Genomic DNA, 17,128 nt, shown 5'->3' with positions numbered 1-17,128 from the left:
GCGAAGCGTGAGGCCCGGATGCGTCGCCCCGGGGCGCCTGACGCGTCCACGCCGCACGACGAGGAGCAGCCGTGACCAATCACCGCACCGCCGAGACCGACGGGACCTCCACCGGAGGCTCCCCCGGTGCCACGACCGACCCGGACGGGACGAACACCTGCAGCTTCCACATGGGGGGTGCACTGCCCGCGGGCGGTGACCACCAGGGCGGCACGTTCGGGCAGTCCCCGACCCTGTCCGGCTGGTACCCGCAGCGACTCCGTGTGGAGCTGCTGCACCGGAACGGGATCGACGCGGATCCGCTCGGCGCAGACTTCGACTACGCGGCCGCCTTCGCAACGATCGACCTCGACGGGCTGAAGGCCGACATCAAACACCTGCTGACCACCTCGGTCAACTGGTGGCCCGCCGACTACGGCAACTACGGCCCGCAGATGATCCGGATGGCCTGGCACGCAGCTGGCACCTATCGCATCGCCGACGGGCGCGGTGGCGCTGGGACCGCGATGCAGCGATTCGCGCCGATCGGGAGCTGGTGGGACAACGGCAACACCGACAAGTCCCGCCGTCTGCTGCAGCCGATCAAGCACAAGTACGGCAACGCACTCAGCTGGGCTGATCTGATGGTCCTGACCGGTAACTGCTCGCTGGAGCTGATGGGATTGCCGACGTACGGGTTCGGTGGAGGTCGGCTCGACGCCTGGGAGCCTGACGACGGCACCTGGTGGGGACCCGAGGTGTGGAACCCGCACCAGGCGCACCAGGGCGACGACATGGTCACGCGCGACGAGCGGTGGCAGGGGAAGAACGGTGACGCGGACTACGACTTGCAGAGCCCGCTCGCCGCGTCGCACCAGGCGCTCATCTACGTCAACCCCGAAGGCCCGTACGCGAACGGCGACCCGATGGGCTCGGCGCGCGACATCCGGATCACGTTCTCACGGATGGCGATGAACGACGAGGAGACCGTCGCGCTGATCGCCGGTGGTCACGCGTTCGGCAAGAGCCACGGACAGGTCCCAGCCTCGGACATCGGTCCATCTCCGGAGACCGCGCCGATCGAGTCGATGGGCCTCGGCTGGCACAACCCCGTCGGAACCGGCAATGGCGAGTACACGTCCACGAACGGCATCGAGGGCAGCTGGACGCCGAATCCGACCACATGGGATAACGCCTACCTCGAGAACCTGTTCGCGTACGACTTCGAGCAGACGAAGAGTCCCGCGGGCGCACTGCAGTGGACGCCGACGGACCCCGATGCGCCGAAGACGCCGGACGCGCACGTGCCCGGGCAGATGAACCCGCTCATGATGATGACGTCGGACATCGCCCTCAAGGTCGACCCCGCGTACCGAGAGGTCTGCGAGCGGTTCCTGGCCGACTTCGACCTGTTCACCACCGCGTTCTCGAAGGCCTGGTACAAGCTGACCCACCGTGACATGGGACCGAAGCACCGGTACCTGGGTCCGGAGGTGACCATCTCCGACGACCTGCTCTGGCAGGACCCGCTACCCGACTCCGACGGTGCATCCCTGGACGACGCGGACGTCACCACGCTCAAGCAGGCGGTCCTGGCGACCGGGCAATCCGTGTCCGACCTGGTGTTTACAGCATTCTCCGCTGCGTCAACCTTCCGCGACAGCGACAAGCGTGGCGGCGCGAACGGCGGACGGATCGCGCTCTCGCCGCAGAAGGACTGGGCCGTCAACCGGCGGACCGTCCCCGTGGTCCAGGCCCTGCGCGGCGTGCAAGCCGACTTCGCTCGAACATCAGGCGGCAAGCGGGTCTCCCTCGCGGACCTCGTCGTGCTGGCCGGTTGCGTCGGCGTCGAGCAGGCAGCGCGCGCGGCGGGCTCGGAGATGTCCGTGCCGTTCACGCCCGGACGCGTCGACACCACGCAGGAGCTCACCGACATCGAGATGTTCGAGTGGCTCCGCCCGGTGGCCGACGGCTTCCGGAACTACACGTCCGACCGTTTCGCCGACTTCGCCCCCGGCGTCGCACCCGAGCAGGTGTTCCTGGACAAGGCGAACCTGCTGACACTGACGGCTCCGGAGTGGACCGCGCTGACCGGCGGCCTGCGTGTGCTCGGCGCGAATTGGGACAGCTCTGACACCGGCGTGTTCACGAACCGCGTCGGAGTGCTGACCAACGACTTCTTCGTGCACCTGACGGACACGACGCTCATCTGGACGAAAACCGACGACTCCGAGATGACCTTCACAGGGACGGAGCAAGTGACCGGTGCGCACCGGTGGACCGCCACCCGCAGCGATCTGGTGTTCGGATCGAACGCGCAACTGCGGGCGGTCGTCGACGCCTACGCAGGCAGCGACGGCCAGCAGCGTTTCGTCGCCGACTTCGTCCGCGTGTGGCACAAGGTCATGATGCTCGACCGGTTCGACGTGAAGGGGCACAAGCGGCTCGGCGCGATGGCGGCCTAACGCCACCGGAGGCTCGGTGTCCGCCAGCGCCGAGCTTCCCGTCCGTCGATCAGCCGGGCTGGTGGCAACGAATCAGATAGCAAATGACGGGGTGCGGTCGATACCCTCACGGTAGCGCGGAGGCCTGCCAGCGGTCGGCCCTTGCACGAGGGGGCGCTAGGCGGGCGTGAGTGCCCTCTCGGAGAGCCCCGCTCCAACTCAGCCAGTGCAGCGAAGACGGGAAAGACAAGTCGGCCACCGGAAAGGTCGAGGCGACCGTCTGCTGCAGACGCCTGAACGAGACATTTGCTCCCCCTACCACTGGAGGGAGTCAATCGGATGCTGACCGGACCGACAGAGCCTCATAAGCCGCCACATCACGGGAGTGTAACTCTTTCGATCTCGACCGAGGAGCTTGTAGTGCCGTGAATGGTATCGAGAGAGAGCCAGATCGCGTCGACTTCGATCAGTAGGTGCCGTCGCCGCGATCCTGCCGCGTGATCTGTTCCCCAGAAACCGGATCGATGCCGGCACGAGTCATGGTCGTCGTGCGCCGGCCACCGAACGCGACCGCGACACTGATGATGAGCAGGACGGCACCAGCTGCCATCAGGATGTAGCCGATCAAGTTGAGGTTGAGACCAGCTACTTCAAGTCGACCGCGAACGCGACGATCGCGCCGATCACGACAAGAGCGATGCTCGATCCGATACGCATTAGGTCTTTCTTCGTTGGGGGAATTCGACGCTACCGATCGCGGACGCCATGCGCCCGCAACGATCTCGTCGCCAGCAGCGACGCCGAACTGCAAGGGGGGATGCGGTCCGGCGCCGCTACCGGCACCGGTGCGCCGTTGGTGCCGTACGCAACGGCATCAACGAGTTTCGTGATCACAGACCCAGAAATCTCCAAGATTCCGTGAGCGCTCCAAGCCCCAGCGCGATGAAGTGCTGGACCAAAGCCTTCAGCACAGCAGCGAGTGCACTGGTACGACGAACGTCCACCAGCTCGTAGCTGATCACAGCGACTTCGGCTCGGCTTGTCCCGACTTCCGGAACGATTGCGACTGCAGCCGGTAAGCGACCACGGACTGCAACAGGGGCATCGGCTCCTCACCGACGCGAGCGCGGCCAGCGGTCGCCGCTAGTCAACGAAGGCGCAGCGACGCGCCCGACCCGTCAGAGAAAGCCGAAGAAGGCCAAGATTCGATTCGATTGATAGACGAGCAGATTTGACAAAAATCGCTTAGGCCGGTCACGAACCTATGCGCGCCGGGCCCTAGTCTCCTGACGGTGAACCCACCAAGAGAGTCTCAGGACCCAATCAACGCCGCGCCGCAAACCACGTGCGACGCAGCGCCAGCGATCGCCCTCGTCAGCAAAGGAAATGGATCGTGAGCGAAGACACCGGCACGGGATCCGATCCGACGATCGAAGCAGACGCCTTCCGTCAAATCCTGCACCGCGAGACCGCGCGCATCGTCGCCAATCGATTGAGCGAGTCACCTTCCTCCGGCTACAGGACTTGGGAGAACCTCAGCCGTGAGGAACGAAGCAACATCACGGGCTGGGTCGAGCTCGTGTTCATCGCGCAGATCGAGGCGTACGGTCCGGCGCTGCATCTGGCGGGAGTGCAGGCCAACGTTGAGTAGGCGCCGAGCGGGGTGGTGGCCCAACCGGACGACCCCTCCGCCAGCGAGCTGGGCGTATGTCGTTGAAGACTTTCTCGCTCCCGACCGTTCGCGAGAGTGGGCGCTTGCAGCCGCACTCTTCATCGCGGAGTACACGGACGCACACGGAAAAGGACCGACGTTCTGTGAGTTATTTACCCATCTCTTGCCCGACACGAAGGGGGTTCCGTCGCGGCGTCCCGAAGGCGTGAGCTCGCGCGAGCAATATCACGCCAGGGGCTACTTCCGGCTATACGTCGTGCGCCGATGGCGTGGCCACAATCTGTTCGCCTGGAAAACCGGGGCCTATCGAAGCCTCAACGTCCGCGGGAACTTCGCGAAGCAGGTACGTCAGTTCGAACAGAAGGATGCAGAGCGAGCTTGACAAGCGCGCAAGCGACGCAGCCACGGAATCGTTGCGCATCCGCACTCCGTTGAAGAACCGCGGCAATAGATCGCAAGGCAGGTCCGAGCAACCGGGCCGTTCCGACAGTGCGGAGCGGCCCGGTTGCGGGTGCCGCTGATGCCGTCAAACGCTGCGTTCCGATCCGACGAGTGCGTACCACGATGACGCACGAGTACGACCGCTGCGCCGAGACCAGCCTCGTCAATGCACCCGTGCACACAACTCGGTCGCGAGGTTGTGCACGGCCAGAGGAGAGCGCGATGGCTGGCGCTACACCAGTAGCGACTACGCCTGCCTCCTCGCTCGTGCACAACCTCGCGACGACACTCAAGTCCTCAAAGTGCGGGCGCGCGGCGATCCCATCGGGAGAGCCACCCAAGCACACACAACCGTGCACGTTCTTCCGCTAGATCGCTGAGCCACACAACAACGGCATGCGGTCCGGTACTGGTACAACCGGTACCTCCGCGGACGTGAGAGCGGAACGCCAGCAGCCGCACGTGCCGCTCTCGCTCCCGCTCCCGCTCCCCGAGCGAACAACGACCGCATCGCGACCACCCGAGCCGGGTCTGGGTCGTCGACCCCAAGCACAAGCACGACAAGCGGCCGCGACTTCAGGTCGAGCGTGGCCCGGTCCATGCCCGCACGGAGAAGCTCATCGTCGGAGGCGACCGTGCGAAGCGCTTTGGCGCCAGCCGTCGCGCGAGCTGCCCGACTGCCATAGGGCGCGCGGATTTCGCGGGTCTTCCGTGGCGGAATCCACGCCGCTATTGCCGCTTCTGTCAAATAAGTGACATAATCAACTTAGCTATTGACGGGAGGACGTGCGATGACGAACTGGCCAGCACACACGACGCGCGTCGTCCCGTGGACGAGCACGAGCCGACGCGGCACCCGCGAGGACCGAATGCTCACCGAAGTGACCGTGTCCATTCCCCCGATGATCGCCGGAACCCACGTTCCCGTCATCCCCGAGCGCGAGCTCTTCCGGGCCCGCTACGAGGCCGCCGACCTCGAGCGCGTCGCAGACGGCGTGCTCAGCCCCCTCGCGCGCTTCCTCATCCGCATGGAGTCGGTCGCCTCCAGCCGCATCGAGCACGTCGAAGCGACGCCGGTCGCGTTCGCACGCGCCATCGGCGGGCTAAAGGAGAACGCCTCCGCGATGTCGATGGTGGCCGCCGGCACGGCGATCACGAAGCTCATCGACGCCTCGAGCACGACGATCACGCTCGACGAGATCCTCGCCGCGCACAAGGCGCTCATGCAGGACGACCCGGACGTCACCGAGCGCTCGTACGCCGGCCGCATCCGCGACGTGCAGAACTGGATCGGCGGGTCCCAGCACTCGCCCCGCGGCGCGCTCTACGTCCCGCCACCGCCGGAGGAGGTCCCGGCGCTCCTGAACGACCTGATCGAGTTCTCCAACCGGGATGACGTCGAGCCGGTCACCCAGGCCGCGATCGCGCACGCCCAGTTCGAGAGCATCCACCCGTTCACCGACGGCAACGGCCGCATCGGCCGAGCGCTCATCGGTGCGATCCTGCGCCGCCGGGGCGTCACGCCGCACACGGTGCTGCCGGTCGCCAGCGCCCTCGCCGCGGACACGGGCCACTACTTCTCGCTCCTCACCGCGTACCGCACCGGTGACGCCTCGCCGCTCGTAACCGACCTGGCGCTCTGCGTCGAGACGGCGGCCAGAGAGGCTCGCGGCACGGCCCGAGCCTTCGCGCAGTACGAAGCCGCCTGGCGCGAGCAAGCCGGCCCGCGCGCAGGCAGCGCCGCCGACCGCATCCTGCCGGTCCTCCTGTCGCTGCCGGTGTTCACCATCGAGCAGCTCGTCGAAGCGCTCAGCGACGTCCCGGAGCGAAGCGTCTACCGCGGCGTGCAGGCCCTCGAGGAGGCCGGCGTCGTCGAAGCCGTCACCGAGCGAGTCCGCGGCCGCGCGTACGCCGCGATGGACGTACTCGACGAGTTCGAGGACCTCGACACCCGCATCCGGGAACGGATCACCAGGCTCCTCGGAGCCTGACGCTCGTCACGACGACCGCTGCACGTTCGCTCGCACGTCGTCGGCTTGTGCCTCGTCGAGTACCCAGCGACCGTGCTTCGGGTGCTCCGGGTACTTCCCGCGCAGGTAGACCCGCACCGCCTGCCCCGGTCGGGACTCGTTCGTGTACCCGAGCTCGGCTGACAGCTCCCGCGGTGTGTACGTCGTCATCAGTCACTCTCCTTCTCAGTCGCGCCCGAACGGCCGTCGGAGCCAGCTCGGCCGCGTCGTGGTCTCGGTACCTGTTTGGGGCGCCAGTGGCTCCCCCGCCAGCACTGGAAAACCGATCGTCACCGTCAGCTCTCGCTCCGCCGGTCCGGCATCGGCGTCATCGGGCAGTCCGAGGGGTGGCGCTGAGCGCGCCGGCGATCTGCCGTTCGGACCTGCCGGGCGGGATCTCGCCTTCGTCGATCGCGACGTAGGCGTCGAACAGATCGTGGGACGGGCTTGAACAATCACGCCCGGTACCGCACAGACCGCCCGGTCGCGGATCATGCCAGACGAATGCGTAGCCGCCTCGCTCGCTCCTCGAAGGCTGGTTTCCCGCCCTCGAGTATCTCGCACACCTCGTAGCGAACAAGCGGATTCTCAAGTCCACCGCTCACGTATGCCAACGTCGGGAGACCACCCGACACATGAGCGCCCGCGTTCGCAATGATGACCTGATCCGCATCCGTGTTTACAACTAGGTTCGCGTTGTGGGTAACGATGATGATTTGCCGACGGCGACGCGTCGCGACGAACCGTCCGACAAGTTCATCGAAGATCGACTTGGGGTCGAGGTTCTCTTCCGGCTGGTCAATAATAAGAGGCCGATCGTCGGACTTATCGACTGCCAAGTAGAGCAGCAACAGAACAATGCCGCGCGTACCTGGAGAGAGCTGCTCGATGTCGACACCGTCGTACTGCACCCCGTAGCTCACCGTGATGTGATCTGTACTGTTCAGCCATGCGGAAACCTCCTTGCCCCAGGCCCGGAAGCCCTTTATGTCTGAGCGAGGCGCCTTTGCTTGTGCGATGATGTGCTGGTCATGGTCGGATCGGAAGGTGTTCATCGCCTCCGCGACTGCAGCGCTCGCGCCGTTCTCCCAAGCCGCCAGCAACGTGTCCCTCGCGACACGGAGCAATTCGCCATGTCCGCGGAACTCTCCAGTTCGAAGGTCGAGTAGGGTTTCGCCGCGCGAAGCCCAGGCTTCAAGGTCGACGAGGCGTCGCACGCTGAAGCTCAGCTTGCCGAGCGTGCCAAGCTCCGTCTCAAGCATCTTTCTGAGCGGCGAGTACATCTCCGTTAGCTGGGCCTGCTCGGAGGCAAAACCGTCGAATAGCGACGAGTACGCCTGCTTCCGCCTAAGTTGCAGCGCCTTCATCCGGTCGCTCGCGCCCGAAACATTCGCGATCTTCTTCTCCACCGCGGTGAGGAGGGACTCGTTCCGAGAAATTCGAGTATTTAGCGCCTCAAGTTGCTTCTGTTTCCCGCTGTCCAGACCAGTGAGCTGTCCCAAGCGCCAGGCCTCAGCTCGAAGCGCACTCAGCGTCTCTTTCGCCAGATCTGATTCGTCGCTGATAAACGAGGGGATATCGACCGGGGGTACGTCGGGACGCGCCGGCATCTCGCCGCTGAGCCCTGCGATCGCTCTCCTGACTGTGGCCAGCCTCGAGTCGACGATTGCAATGGGATCGCCAACGAACGCAAGCTGGAAGGTGTTCCATTCGTCCGCGCTGAGGCCCGCAGCTTCATGCGTGCGTCGGAGACCTGCGGTGACACTGGGCAGGCGACGGTCCTTTAGGTCAAGGGTCGCGGCGCGCAGTTCCCCTAGCGCCTGTTCGCGTCGACGAAGCCCATCGATCGTAGCCTGTCGGCTCGCGAGCTCCGCGTTGATTTGATCAAGCCTGTGCGACCGCTCCTCGCCTCCAACGATCACGAGTTTGCTGCGCGCACCCTTGTCTTCTGCCAAGACCTTCGCCAGCTGGGCTTGCTCGGCCTTGAAGGTGGGATGTTGGTCAAGGGCTGCACGCTCGGTATCGATCTCGTCGGAGAGTTCATCAATCTCCTGTTTCGCGTAATTGCGAAGTCCTCGCCCGTGACTCGCTCGAATATCGAGAAGCTCTCGGAAGGTCGACGCGCCGAGACGTTCCTCGTACGGATGAGCTTCGAAGATGACCCGCTCTATCTCGTCGAGCAGTTCATCCGTTATGCCCTCAGACGAGCAGAGCCGCTCGACGAATTGCTGCGACAAGTACTGCACTGCAGGCGTCGCATCCGGGTCCATCACTGGAGGAAGCTCCGCGCCGGTCGTGCGACCGTCGGCCCACGTCAGCTCGACGTCGGCACCCTTAACATGGCGCTTGGCACGTTGGAGGAAGGTCTTGTCGGTCGTATCGTCGCTCGCCGCTCCTGCGCCGGCCGCGATCAGATCGGCCAGGGCGGTCTTCCCCGAGCCGCGCGCGCCGATGATCGCAACCAGGCCGGGCGAAAGCGGGACGTTTCCGTTGCTGAACCACGGCGCGCCGCTCATTGAGATCGTCTCGATGACACGGTGCGGCAGCGCCCCGGACGGAGGCGTGTCTGCGACGATCGCCCGTTCCCGTGGCTCCAGGCATGCTTGACGGAGCGATTCGAAGGTCGCATCACCCTTGACCCACGAGTACCGGTTCTCAGCGGGCTTGCCGACCGCGGTCAGGCTATGAGCGTCGCTGCCATGGAGACACACTTTGACGCCATCGTACTTTTCGTTCAGCGTTTCAACCGAATCGGCCCCGTCGCCGATCCAGAACGTCCGCTGCTTTGGGGAGCTCGCGAAGATGACCCGCGCGACGCGTTCAATCTCTGTTCGGACGGCGGCGAGTGAAGCGCTCTCATCGCGAATACCGGCGGTGCCATCGGTAGAACTGCCAGCGACTGCGACAATGACGTGCTGTTGCGCCCACGCGCTCTCGGAGAAGGACTTTTTCAGGTTCTCCATCGTGACCTTGAAGAGATTCGCACCCGCGGTACGCGCCGCCCCCTGATCGACAATCTTTGCGTTGGACTTTTTCCCTAGGCGGGATAGATCCGCCGGGTTACATGCATATATCTCGCCGCCGAACTGGAAGCTGAGCGTATTCAGGAACCGCTTCGCCTCCTCGACGTGATCCGGGTCCTCCGGCGAGATGAGGAGATGAATGTTGACCGGGTTAGTCGCGGTAGCCGTCGGCAATCGCATTTCGACGTTCGCGAAAACGACCCCAACGTCGGGAAGGCGGCCATCCGCTTTGTATGCGACGACTTTCTCATAGTCGGAAATGTCGTAGTAGTCCGTAACGCCGAGCGCCTCAATACGAGGCTCGGATTGCTCAATGAGCTTCAGGTACTCATCCCAGTCGTCAGGACTGAAGTGATTGTTAAGCGCCGTCCCTGGCGCGTGGATGTGAGGATCCCAGCGCCGCCACACGGACCCGCGCGGATCTGCCGCGGAGGTCACAGTAGCTCGAGAATCTGTGCAGCCTGTCGCTTGCCGGCAGCGACGATGCTGGGCAGTTGCTCGAGTAGTGATTTAGCCATGCGGGTGGAGTCTCCTTCGCGCGTTGAAGCGCGGCACAACTGAATAGACGGGGTATCTCAGACGATACCGCTGCACCGGGCGCAGGCGGGGAGACAGCGCGGCACGGGGAGGCGCGCGAAGGCAAAGCCGCCGAATCGGGCCCCTAGGTCACACCACAGCAGACTCATGGTTCGTGGCTGGCGCCGTGCCCGACGAATCGACCGATCGGCAGCCGAGTCCGGCAGTTGCTCACAGAACCTCGCGGTTGGCCCGTTACCGCTCGGTTACTGGCGCGTGCACGATTGCAAACAAAAGAAGCCCCGAATCCCTGTATTGACGGGGATCCGGGGCTTCGAGTTGTGGCGGTACCGGTGGGATTTGAACCCACGGTGGAGTTGCCCCCACACATGTTTTCGAGACATGATCCTTCGGCCGCTCGGACACGGTACCGGGAAAGAGTTTACACGATCCCGGAGGCCCCCCGCGACACCGCAGGTCGGCTCACCCTCCACAGGCGGCTGGCTGCACGGTCTGTCCACACACCCAGCGTCCCCGCTGATCCGACGAGTCCCGCGGGCGTAGCGTCCTCGACATGAAGACGCGCACCCTCATCGCACTGATCTCCTCCGTCGGCGGCGGCCTCGTGGTCGCCGGTGGCGCCGCCATGGGCGCCCGGGCCGGGGTCAAGGGCCAGAAGGCGGCCTCACAACGGGTGGTCGAGATGCTGCCCATCCACGCGGACTGGTGGCGCGAACGACTCCACCACGAGGGGCAGATCACGTACCTGGCGATCGGCGACTCCGCGGCGCAGGGCGTCGGCGCGACGGTCCCGTCCCGCGGGTACGTCGGCCTGCTCGCTCGACGGGTCCGACACCGCTCACGCATGACGGTCCGGGTCGTCAACCTCAGCGTGTCCGGGGCCACGACGTGGGGTGCGAAGCGGGACCAGCTCCCGAAGCTGCAGCACTTCACCCCGGACGTCTGCACGGTGTCGATCGGCGCGAACGACATCGCCGACTTCCACCCGGACAAGTTCGAGCGCAACATCCGGGCGATCTACGGTGCCGTCCCGTCCCACGCGGTGGTGGCCGAGCTGCCGTGCATGTTCTCGCCGGACCGCGAGCGCAAGGTCGCAGTCGCGAACGAGATCATCCACCGCGTCGCCGACGAACTCGGCCTGACCGTCGCACCGCTGCACGCGATCACCAAGCGCGTGGGGATCCGTCGCACGTTCTTCAACACCTACGGCGACCTGTTCCACCCGAACGACCGCGGGTACGAGGTCTGGGCCAGCGCCTTCGAGCCGGCGATCGACGCCCGTGTGGACACCGTCGCCGCGATCCGGCACTACCTCTCCGCACGCGAAGCCGAGGAGCTCGGGCGTGAAGCCGGCGCCGTGGCGAACGCCCGCGCGGAGCAGGACACCGATGGAGCTGACGACCTCGACCACACCCGCCAGGCTGGCCCTGTCGAGCGCCTCCGGCAGCGGATGACGGGGTCGGTCCCCGCGCAGCAGGAGCCCGACGAACCGGCCGGCAGCGCTTCCGAACAGACTGACGCCGACGCCCCCGACGCCCCGTCGGAGCAGTCGGGTGATGTCGGCGGCCGGGCCTAACCTCGTCGCATGGCCCGCCCCCAGTCCACGTTCCGCTGCTCCGAGTGCGGGTGGACCACGATCAAGTGGGTCGGTCGCTGCGGTGAGTGCCAGTCGTGGGGAACGGTTGAGGACACCTCCGCCACCACCGCCAGTGCCCGCGGCACGAACGCCATCGCGGTCACCGGGACCCGCATCGCACAGCCGATCACCCAGGCCCGCGTCGGGTCCGTCCCCCGGTGGCAGACCGGCATCGGCGAGTTCGACCGCGTGCTCGGCGGCGGGATCGTCCCCGGCGCGGCCGTCCTGCTGAGCGGCGAGCCGGGCGTGGGCAAGTCGACGCTCCTGCTCGAGGTCGCCTCGCGTGCGGCGGCGATGGGCAAGCGCGTCCTCTACGTCAGCGCTGAGGAATCGGTCGACCAGGTCCGGCTCCGCGCCGAGCGCACCGGGGCGATGCACGACGACCTCTACCTGGCGAGCGAAGTCGACCTCGGCGTCATCCTCGGGCAGATCGACCAAGTACAACCCGACCTGCTCATCGCGGACTCGGTGCAGACGATCTCGTCGGCCTCGATCGACGGCATCGCGGGTGGCACCTCGCAGGTGCGCGAAGTCGCCTCGACGCTGATCCGCGAAGCCAAGCAGCGCAACCTGCCGGTGCTCATCGTCGGCCACGTCACCAAGGACGGCAGCATCGCGGGCCCCCGCCTGCTCGAGCACCTGGTCGACGTCGTCTGCCACTTCGAGGGCGACCGCCAGACCGCCCTCCGCTTCGTCCGGGCCCTGAAGAACCGCTTCGGCCCCACGGACGAGGTCGGCTGCTTCGACATGGCCGGCGACGGCATCCACGAGGTCCCCGACCCGAGCGGCCTGTTCATGTCCCGCAACGGTGCTCCCGTGTCGGGCACGTGCATCACGGTCGCGATGGAGGGCCGTCGTGCGCTCCCCGTCGAGATCCAGGCCCTCGTCGTCCCCAGTTCGGCGCCGCAGCCCCGCCGGGTCGTGAACGGGGTGGACTCGTCCCGCGTGGCGATGCTGCTCGCAGTCCTCGAACGCCGCGCTGGGATCAAGCTCTCGGACGCCGACGTGTACGTCTCCACCGTCGGCGGCATCAAGATCACCGAGCCCGGCGCCGACCTGGCCATCGTGCTCGCGCTCGCCAGTGCTGCGCGGGACCGCCCCTACCCGCACACCCTCGCGGCGATCGGCGAGATCAGCCTCGCCGGCGAGATCCGTCAGGCCACCGGAGCGAAGCAGCGTGCCAGCGAAGCCCGACGTCTGGGTTTCACGACCGTCCTCGGCGCGGACGCCGAACACCTGCGTGAAGCACTCCGCGTCGCGTTCTCGATGACGAAGTCCGTGCGCGAACGCGAGCTCGACGCCGCCTTCTGAACCACGGGAGCCCTGCGGACCGACCACCCGCATCGGTGACGAGCCCCGTCAGTCGTGCCGAGCCTCCAGGCCGTCAGCAGCGACACCGGGCGGCTGGCGGTCGTCCACGATGCCGAGCCGCGCCACCGCCGAGGCGAAGCCGCGGCGGTCTCGCGTCGCCCACACGCCGACGACGGCTGCCACGGCGAGCAGGAACGCCAGGACGTCCGAGAACGGCAGCGAACTCGCCGACAGCGCCGCCCACCCGCCGGAACCGAGCCCCCAGCGCACGAACCGCTGTCCGACGTTCGGCGAGGGCAGCGGACGGACCCGGGTGACGTGCTCCCCGAGGGTCCGTCCGGAGGCGAGCACGATGACGAGCTGCACAGCGGGTGCCACGAACGCGACCGCGGCGAGCAGGACCGCAGTCAGCTTGGAGCGGTCGTCGACGCCGAGGATCGTCAGGACGAGTGCGGTCCCCACGGTCAGCACCCCGGTCGTGAAGGTGATCGCGAGGACGTCGGCCAGCATCCCGAAGAACCGCCGCAGGGCGGTGACCCGACGCGGGGCGTCGGCATCTGAGCGGCGGTCCGAGCCGACGATCAGGGCGAGGAGTGGTGCGGCGAACGTGCCCAGCGCGGCGCCGGCGGTGTTCGCGATCAGGTCGTCGACGTCGAACAGCCGGTACGAGCACGGGTAGAGGAACCAGTCACCGGTCAGCTGCGTGAGCTCGATGACCAGCGAGACGACGACGCCGGCGGCGGCTCCGACGAGGAGTCCGCTGACCACCCGGTGCCGCAGGACCGCGTGCCGCACGAGCGCCCCGAGGGGGATGAAGAGCAGGACGTTGAAGGCAACCTGCACCGCGGCAGGGTTCGTGAGCAGGGAGCGGGGTCCCGAGACGCCGCCTTCGCGCTGGATGTCCCCGAGGAACGCGAAGGCCTGCAACTGCGGCGGACCCGACACACGACAGGCAGCAGCAGCACTCTCGGGCAGCGGCAGGAGCGTGTAGGTCACGAGCGCGAGGGCGTAGACCAGCGTGGCGAAGGCCAGCACGCTGCGACGGAACCCGAGGCGACCGTGCCGCCGGTACTCGTACGCGGCGAACGGGACCAGCGCCGCGACCGCGAGGAACGCGCCGACGACGAACGCGATGATCCCCGGTCGGATGGACTCCATGAAGCGACGCTAGCGATCCTGCGTCCTCGGTGTCCGCCGGTGCGACCAGGCGAGCACGACCGTCAGGCGCGCAATGCGGCCAGCAGGTCGGCGGGGTCCGACTGCATCGTGTTCGGGCCGGCGATGTCGAAGAAGACGCCCTCGAGTGAGTCGAGATGGGCGGCGAGGAACTCCTCGAGCCGCTCGGCGTCGTAGACCATGACCTGCCGGACCTTCTCGTCCGGGACCATCGCGGTGTAGGCGTCGGCCGACGAGAACAGCAGCAGGATGCGCTTCTCGGAGCCTTCCCGGCCGAAGACCCGCACCTGCATGTCCTTCTTGCCGGTGACGAGCCTGGGGACGATCACGATGTCGTTCCGCAGTGCGAACGCAACCGCGGCGACGTCCTGCTGTGCGAGGGCCTCCTCGAGCTGTTCGCTCCGGAAGCGCTGTTCCTTGTCTGCCATCACCACCAAGTTCACCAGATTTTGTTCGATCCCGGCGACTTCGTCTGGTCCTGGCGCTCCAGACGCGCTAGGTTGGTGGAACCGCTTCGGCGGCGCCCAACGTCTGGACGAGGTGCAATGCCCCTCAACCGGACTCACGGGTCACTGGCCTCCGGGTCTGACCCCGAACCCGTCCCGCCGGCACCTGCCCGCGTGGCGCATCACCCTCGTCGACATACGACGAGGCTCCGTCTGCGTGTCATACCGCGATGGAAAGCAAGAACAGTTAAGGAAACGCCATCATGGCAACTGGAACCGTCAAGTGGTTTAACAACGAAAAGGGCTTCGGGTTCATCGCCCCGGACGACCAGAGCGCCGACGTCTTCGCGCACTTCTCGGCGATCTCGGGCAGCGGCTACCGCGGCCTCGAGGAGAACCAGAAGGTGGAGTTCGAGATCACCGAGGGCCGCAAGGGCCCGCAGGCGGAGAACATCACCGTCATCGGCTGAACCCCTGAGGAACGCTGACCGTCATCCGGTCGGCTGACCTCGAACACGACCGCGGTCGGACTCGATCGATACTTCGTCATGACGAAGTTCGATCGGCCGGCCGCGATTGTGTTTTCATGCACAAAACTCTTGCAGCAGTCGCCGCCCTCGCCGCGGTCACCCTCACACTGACGGGCTGCGCGCAGCTCCACCAGCAGGTCGGCGACGCCTGGGCGGTCACCTACGAAGTCAGCGTTGACGCCCCGAACGCCAGTACCCTGAACGACGTCCGCTACCTCGGTGCCGAGCAGCGCGGCGACGCAGCGACCATGCGCACGATCGCGAAGGCCGCCACCCGCCCCGGCGCTGGCAACGGCGGTACGGCCACCTGGACCCACGAGTCCATCGTCCTCGCGAAGGACCCGGCCGCTGTCCGGGCGACGCCCCCGGCAGGCCGGAGCGCCACCTGCCGCATCCTGCTCGACGGCCAGAAGGTCATCGCCGAGGAGCACGGTTCCGCGGGCAAGCCGGTGCGGTGCCGCGTCCAGACCCCGGCGTTCGGGTAGCCCCACCCCCGCGCCCCGCGCCCATCCCTCAGTTGAGGATGAACTGCTTCGACGCCTTCGCCTGCAGCTCCCCCACCGCGACCTCCAGGTGGTAGCTGGCGCCCCCCGCGGTCACGGCCGGGCGTGCGGCGTCGCAGGTGTCCTTCGCGGACCGGGTGCGGTCCCACGCGATGGCTGGCGTGGTCAGCGTCTGCCCGGCCGTGATGGTGACGTCCTGGTTCGTCCCGCCGGTCTGGCAGTCCTTCGACGACCAGTACTGCTCCTGCCCGGAGCTGATCGTCAGGACCTGCTGGGCTGACCCGAGGTCCATGCTGCACGCGTTCGAGCCCGTGTTCTCGATCGACATCGCGATCTTCGGGTCCTCGGTCGGCCCGTAGGTGCTCTTGTCGAGGACCGGCGTCAGCGTGATCTGGTCGTCGGCGCACGCGGCACCGTCAGCAGCGGCGCTGGCGGACGGCGCAGGGGTCTCGGCAGCGCCGGCCCCAGACGAACCAGACCCGGAAGCACCAGACCCAGAACCCGCGTCCGACGAAGCGGCCGCGTCCGCGGACGACGAGGCAGACGCCGACGGACCAGCCGCCGGAGCCCCGGTCCCGCGCCCCACGACGATGAGCACGATGACGACCACCACGATCACGATCGCAGCGATGACCGCCAGACGACGGCGCCAGTAGACGACCGGCTTCTCGGGGCCGACGGGGTGACGGAGCGACGACATGCGCACAGGCTAGACAACCGCACGCACCCCACGGCGGAACCCCGCCGCGCACCGGGAGAACCCGTCAGAGGATCTTCAGCATGCGGGTGTTGCCGAGCGTGTTCGGCTTCACCCGGGCCAGGTCGAGGAACTCCGCGACGCCCTCGTCCGACGACCGCACGAGCTCGGCGTACACATCGGGGTCGACGACCTGCTCCCCGATCTCGAGGTACCCGTGCTTCGCGAAGAACTCGACCTCGAACGTCAGGCAGAAGATGCGTGCGACGCCCAGCTCGCGCGCGTCGTGCTCGAGCGCCTCGAGCATCCGGTGCCCCACGCGCTTGTGGATCCAGTCCCCGTCGAGGGCGAGCGTCCGGACCTCGGCGATGTCGTCCCAGAACACGGCGAGAGCGCCACACCCGATGGGCGTCCCGTCGGGGGCCTCGGCGATCCGGAACTGCTGGATCGAGCCGTACAGGGCGACGTTCTCCTTGCCGAGCAGGATCCGGCGGTCCACGTAGGGGGCGATGAGCCGCTGGATGTGCGGCACGTCCGACGCGAGCGCGGGCCGCACCAGGATGCCGTGGTCGTCTCGCTCGTCGAACGCGTGCTTCCCGTGGTGAGTCATCCACACCACCCTACGGCGGGGCGGCAGGCCGGGCGGACAGCAACGAGGCCCCTCCGACCAGCCCGCGGGTGCGCCCGGGGGACAGCGTCGAGGCCCGCGTCCAGGGCATCGGCC

14 protein-coding genes and 1 tRNA gene are annotated in these 17,128 nt (G+C 66.9%); 7 read left to right on the top strand and 8 right to left on the bottom strand.

The genetic code is table 11. The annotated features are described in order from the left end of the window. Window positions 1-71 precede the first annotated feature (71 nt). Window positions 72-2,444, top strand: coding sequence for a catalase/peroxidase HPI (katG, locus tag ITJ68_RS02240; protein ID WP_323743189.1), 2,373 nt, complete (start codon window positions 72-74; stop codon window positions 2,442-2,444). A 445-nt stretch (window positions 2,445-2,889) separates the two neighbouring features. Here the strand turns inward: katG and ITJ68_RS02235 are convergent, their stop codons facing one another. Beyond that, window positions 2,890-3,234: a hypothetical protein gene (locus tag ITJ68_RS02235; protein WP_323743188.1), complete on the bottom strand. Its 345-nt coding sequence runs from the start codon at window positions 3,232-3,234 to the stop codon at window positions 2,890-2,892. A gap of 582 nt (window positions 3,235-3,816) precedes the next feature. Here ITJ68_RS02235 and ITJ68_RS02230 point away from each other — a divergent pair. Next, window positions 3,817-4,074: a hypothetical protein gene (locus ITJ68_RS02230; RefSeq protein ID WP_194659705.1), complete on the top strand. Its 258-nt coding sequence runs from the start codon at window positions 3,817-3,819 to the stop codon at window positions 4,072-4,074. 1,253 nt (window positions 4,075-5,327) lie between these two features. Continuing rightward, a complete protein-coding gene (locus ITJ68_RS02225; RefSeq protein ID WP_194659704.1) occupies window positions 5,328-6,527 on the top strand; it encodes a Fic family protein in 1,200 nt (399 codons plus the stop codon). 6 nt (window positions 6,528-6,533) lie between these two features. Here the strand turns inward: ITJ68_RS02225 and ITJ68_RS02220 are convergent, their stop codons facing one another. From ITJ68_RS02220 to ITJ68_RS02210, 3 genes are all read right to left on the bottom strand, one after another. Then, a complete protein-coding gene (locus ITJ68_RS02220) occupies window positions 6,534-6,716 on the bottom strand; it encodes a hypothetical protein (RefSeq protein WP_194659703.1) in 183 nt (60 codons plus the stop codon). Between the two features lie 320 nt (window positions 6,717-7,036). Then, on the bottom strand, window positions 7,037-10,006 hold the full coding sequence (locus ITJ68_RS19455; RefSeq protein ID WP_194659702.1) for a TrlF family AAA-like ATPase: 2,970 nt from the start codon (window positions 10,004-10,006) through the stop codon (window positions 7,037-7,039). Window positions 10,007-10,426: 420 nt separating this feature from the next. After that, window positions 10,427-10,516: transfer RNA gene (locus tag ITJ68_RS02210), tRNA-Ser, on the bottom strand. A gap of 142 nt (window positions 10,517-10,658) precedes the next feature. Here ITJ68_RS02210 and ITJ68_RS02205 point away from each other — a divergent pair. Together ITJ68_RS02205 and radA are read left to right on the top strand one after the other, a co-directional pair. Beyond that, window positions 10,659-11,681, top strand: a complete 1,023-nt coding sequence (locus ITJ68_RS02205) for an SGNH/GDSL hydrolase family protein (protein ID WP_194659701.1) — start codon at window positions 10,659-10,661, stop codon at window positions 11,679-11,681. Window positions 11,682-11,690: 9 nt separating this feature from the next. Further along, the gene (gene radA, locus ITJ68_RS02200) at window positions 11,691-13,052 is read left to right on the top strand and encodes a DNA repair protein RadA (RefSeq protein WP_194659700.1); all 1,362 of its coding nucleotides are present in this window, start codon (window positions 11,691-11,693) and stop codon (window positions 13,050-13,052) included. A 48-nt stretch (window positions 13,053-13,100) separates the two neighbouring features. Here radA and ITJ68_RS02195 read toward each other — a convergent pair whose 3' ends face one another. Both ITJ68_RS02195 and ITJ68_RS02190 read right to left on the bottom strand, forming a co-directional pair. Then, the gene (locus tag ITJ68_RS02195; protein ID WP_194659699.1) at window positions 13,101-14,210 is read right to left on the bottom strand and encodes a VanZ family protein; all 1,110 of its coding nucleotides are present in this window, start codon (window positions 14,208-14,210) and stop codon (window positions 13,101-13,103) included. 62 nt (window positions 14,211-14,272) lie between these two features. Continuing rightward, the gene (locus ITJ68_RS02190) at window positions 14,273-14,656 is read right to left on the bottom strand and encodes an SseB family protein (protein WP_071278849.1); all 384 of its coding nucleotides are present in this window, start codon (window positions 14,654-14,656) and stop codon (window positions 14,273-14,275) included. A gap of 281 nt (window positions 14,657-14,937) precedes the next feature. Between ITJ68_RS02190 and ITJ68_RS02185 the strand changes: the two genes are divergently transcribed. Further along, a complete protein-coding gene (locus ITJ68_RS02185) occupies window positions 14,938-15,144 on the top strand; it encodes a cold-shock protein (protein ID WP_071278847.1) in 207 nt (68 codons plus the stop codon). 116 nt (window positions 15,145-15,260) lie between these two features. After that, a complete protein-coding gene (locus ITJ68_RS02180) occupies window positions 15,261-15,689 on the top strand; it encodes a hypothetical protein (RefSeq protein WP_194659698.1) in 429 nt (142 codons plus the stop codon). Window positions 15,690-15,717: 28 nt separating this feature from the next. Here ITJ68_RS02180 and ITJ68_RS02175 read toward each other — a convergent pair whose 3' ends face one another. Next, window positions 15,718-16,407 carry a hypothetical protein gene (locus ITJ68_RS02175; protein ID WP_194659697.1) on the bottom strand — a complete coding sequence of 230 codons (690 nt, stop codon included), beginning with the start codon at window positions 16,405-16,407 and terminating at the stop codon, window positions 15,718-15,720. A 64-nt stretch (window positions 16,408-16,471) separates the two neighbouring features. Beyond that, complete coding sequence (locus ITJ68_RS02170; protein WP_194659696.1) at window positions 16,472-17,014, bottom strand: amino-acid N-acetyltransferase; 543 nt, start codon at window positions 17,012-17,014, stop codon at window positions 16,472-16,474. Window positions 17,015-17,128: the final 114 nt, after the last annotated feature.

It is taken from the genome of Curtobacterium sp. VKM Ac-1395, assembly GCF_015350975.1.
GTDB lineage: Bacteria > Actinomycetota > Actinomycetes > Actinomycetales > Microbacteriaceae > Curtobacterium.
Note: the sequence above shows the minus strand (reverse complement) of the source record. Positions and strands in the feature narration are given on the sequence as shown.

Excerpts from the sequence above, each read along its gene's own strand:
- ITJ68_RS02205 (WP_194659701.1), top strand. The coding sequence starts at position 10,659 with ATGAAGACGCGCACCCTCATCGCACTGATCTCCTCCGTCGGCGGCGGC.
- ITJ68_RS02175 (WP_194659697.1), bottom strand. The coding sequence starts at position 16,407 with ATGTCGTCGCTCCGTCACCCCGTCGGCCCCGAGAAGCCGGTCGTCTAC.
- ITJ68_RS02195 (WP_194659699.1), bottom strand. The coding sequence starts at position 14,210 with ATGGAGTCCATCCGACCGGGGATCATCGCGTTCGTCGTCGGCGCGTTC.
- ITJ68_RS02185 (WP_071278847.1), top strand. The coding sequence starts at position 14,938 with ATGGCAACTGGAACCGTCAAGTGGTTTAACAACGAAAAGGGCTTCGGG.
- ITJ68_RS02225 (WP_194659704.1), top strand. The coding sequence starts at position 5,328 with ATGACGAACTGGCCAGCACACACGACGCGCGTCGTCCCGTGGACGAGC.
- ITJ68_RS02170 (WP_194659696.1), bottom strand. The coding sequence starts at position 17,014 with ATGACTCACCACGGGAAGCACGCGTTCGACGAGCGAGACGACCACGGC.
- ITJ68_RS02180 (WP_194659698.1), top strand. The coding sequence starts at position 15,261 with ATGCACAAAACTCTTGCAGCAGTCGCCGCCCTCGCCGCGGTCACCCTC.
- ITJ68_RS02190 (WP_071278849.1), bottom strand. The coding sequence starts at position 14,656 with ATGGCAGACAAGGAACAGCGCTTCCGGAGCGAACAGCTCGAGGAGGCC.
- radA (WP_194659700.1), top strand. The coding sequence starts at position 11,691 with ATGGCCCGCCCCCAGTCCACGTTCCGCTGCTCCGAGTGCGGGTGGACC.
- ITJ68_RS02220 (WP_194659703.1), bottom strand. The coding sequence starts at position 6,716 with ATGACGACGTACACACCGCGGGAGCTGTCAGCCGAGCTCGGGTACACG.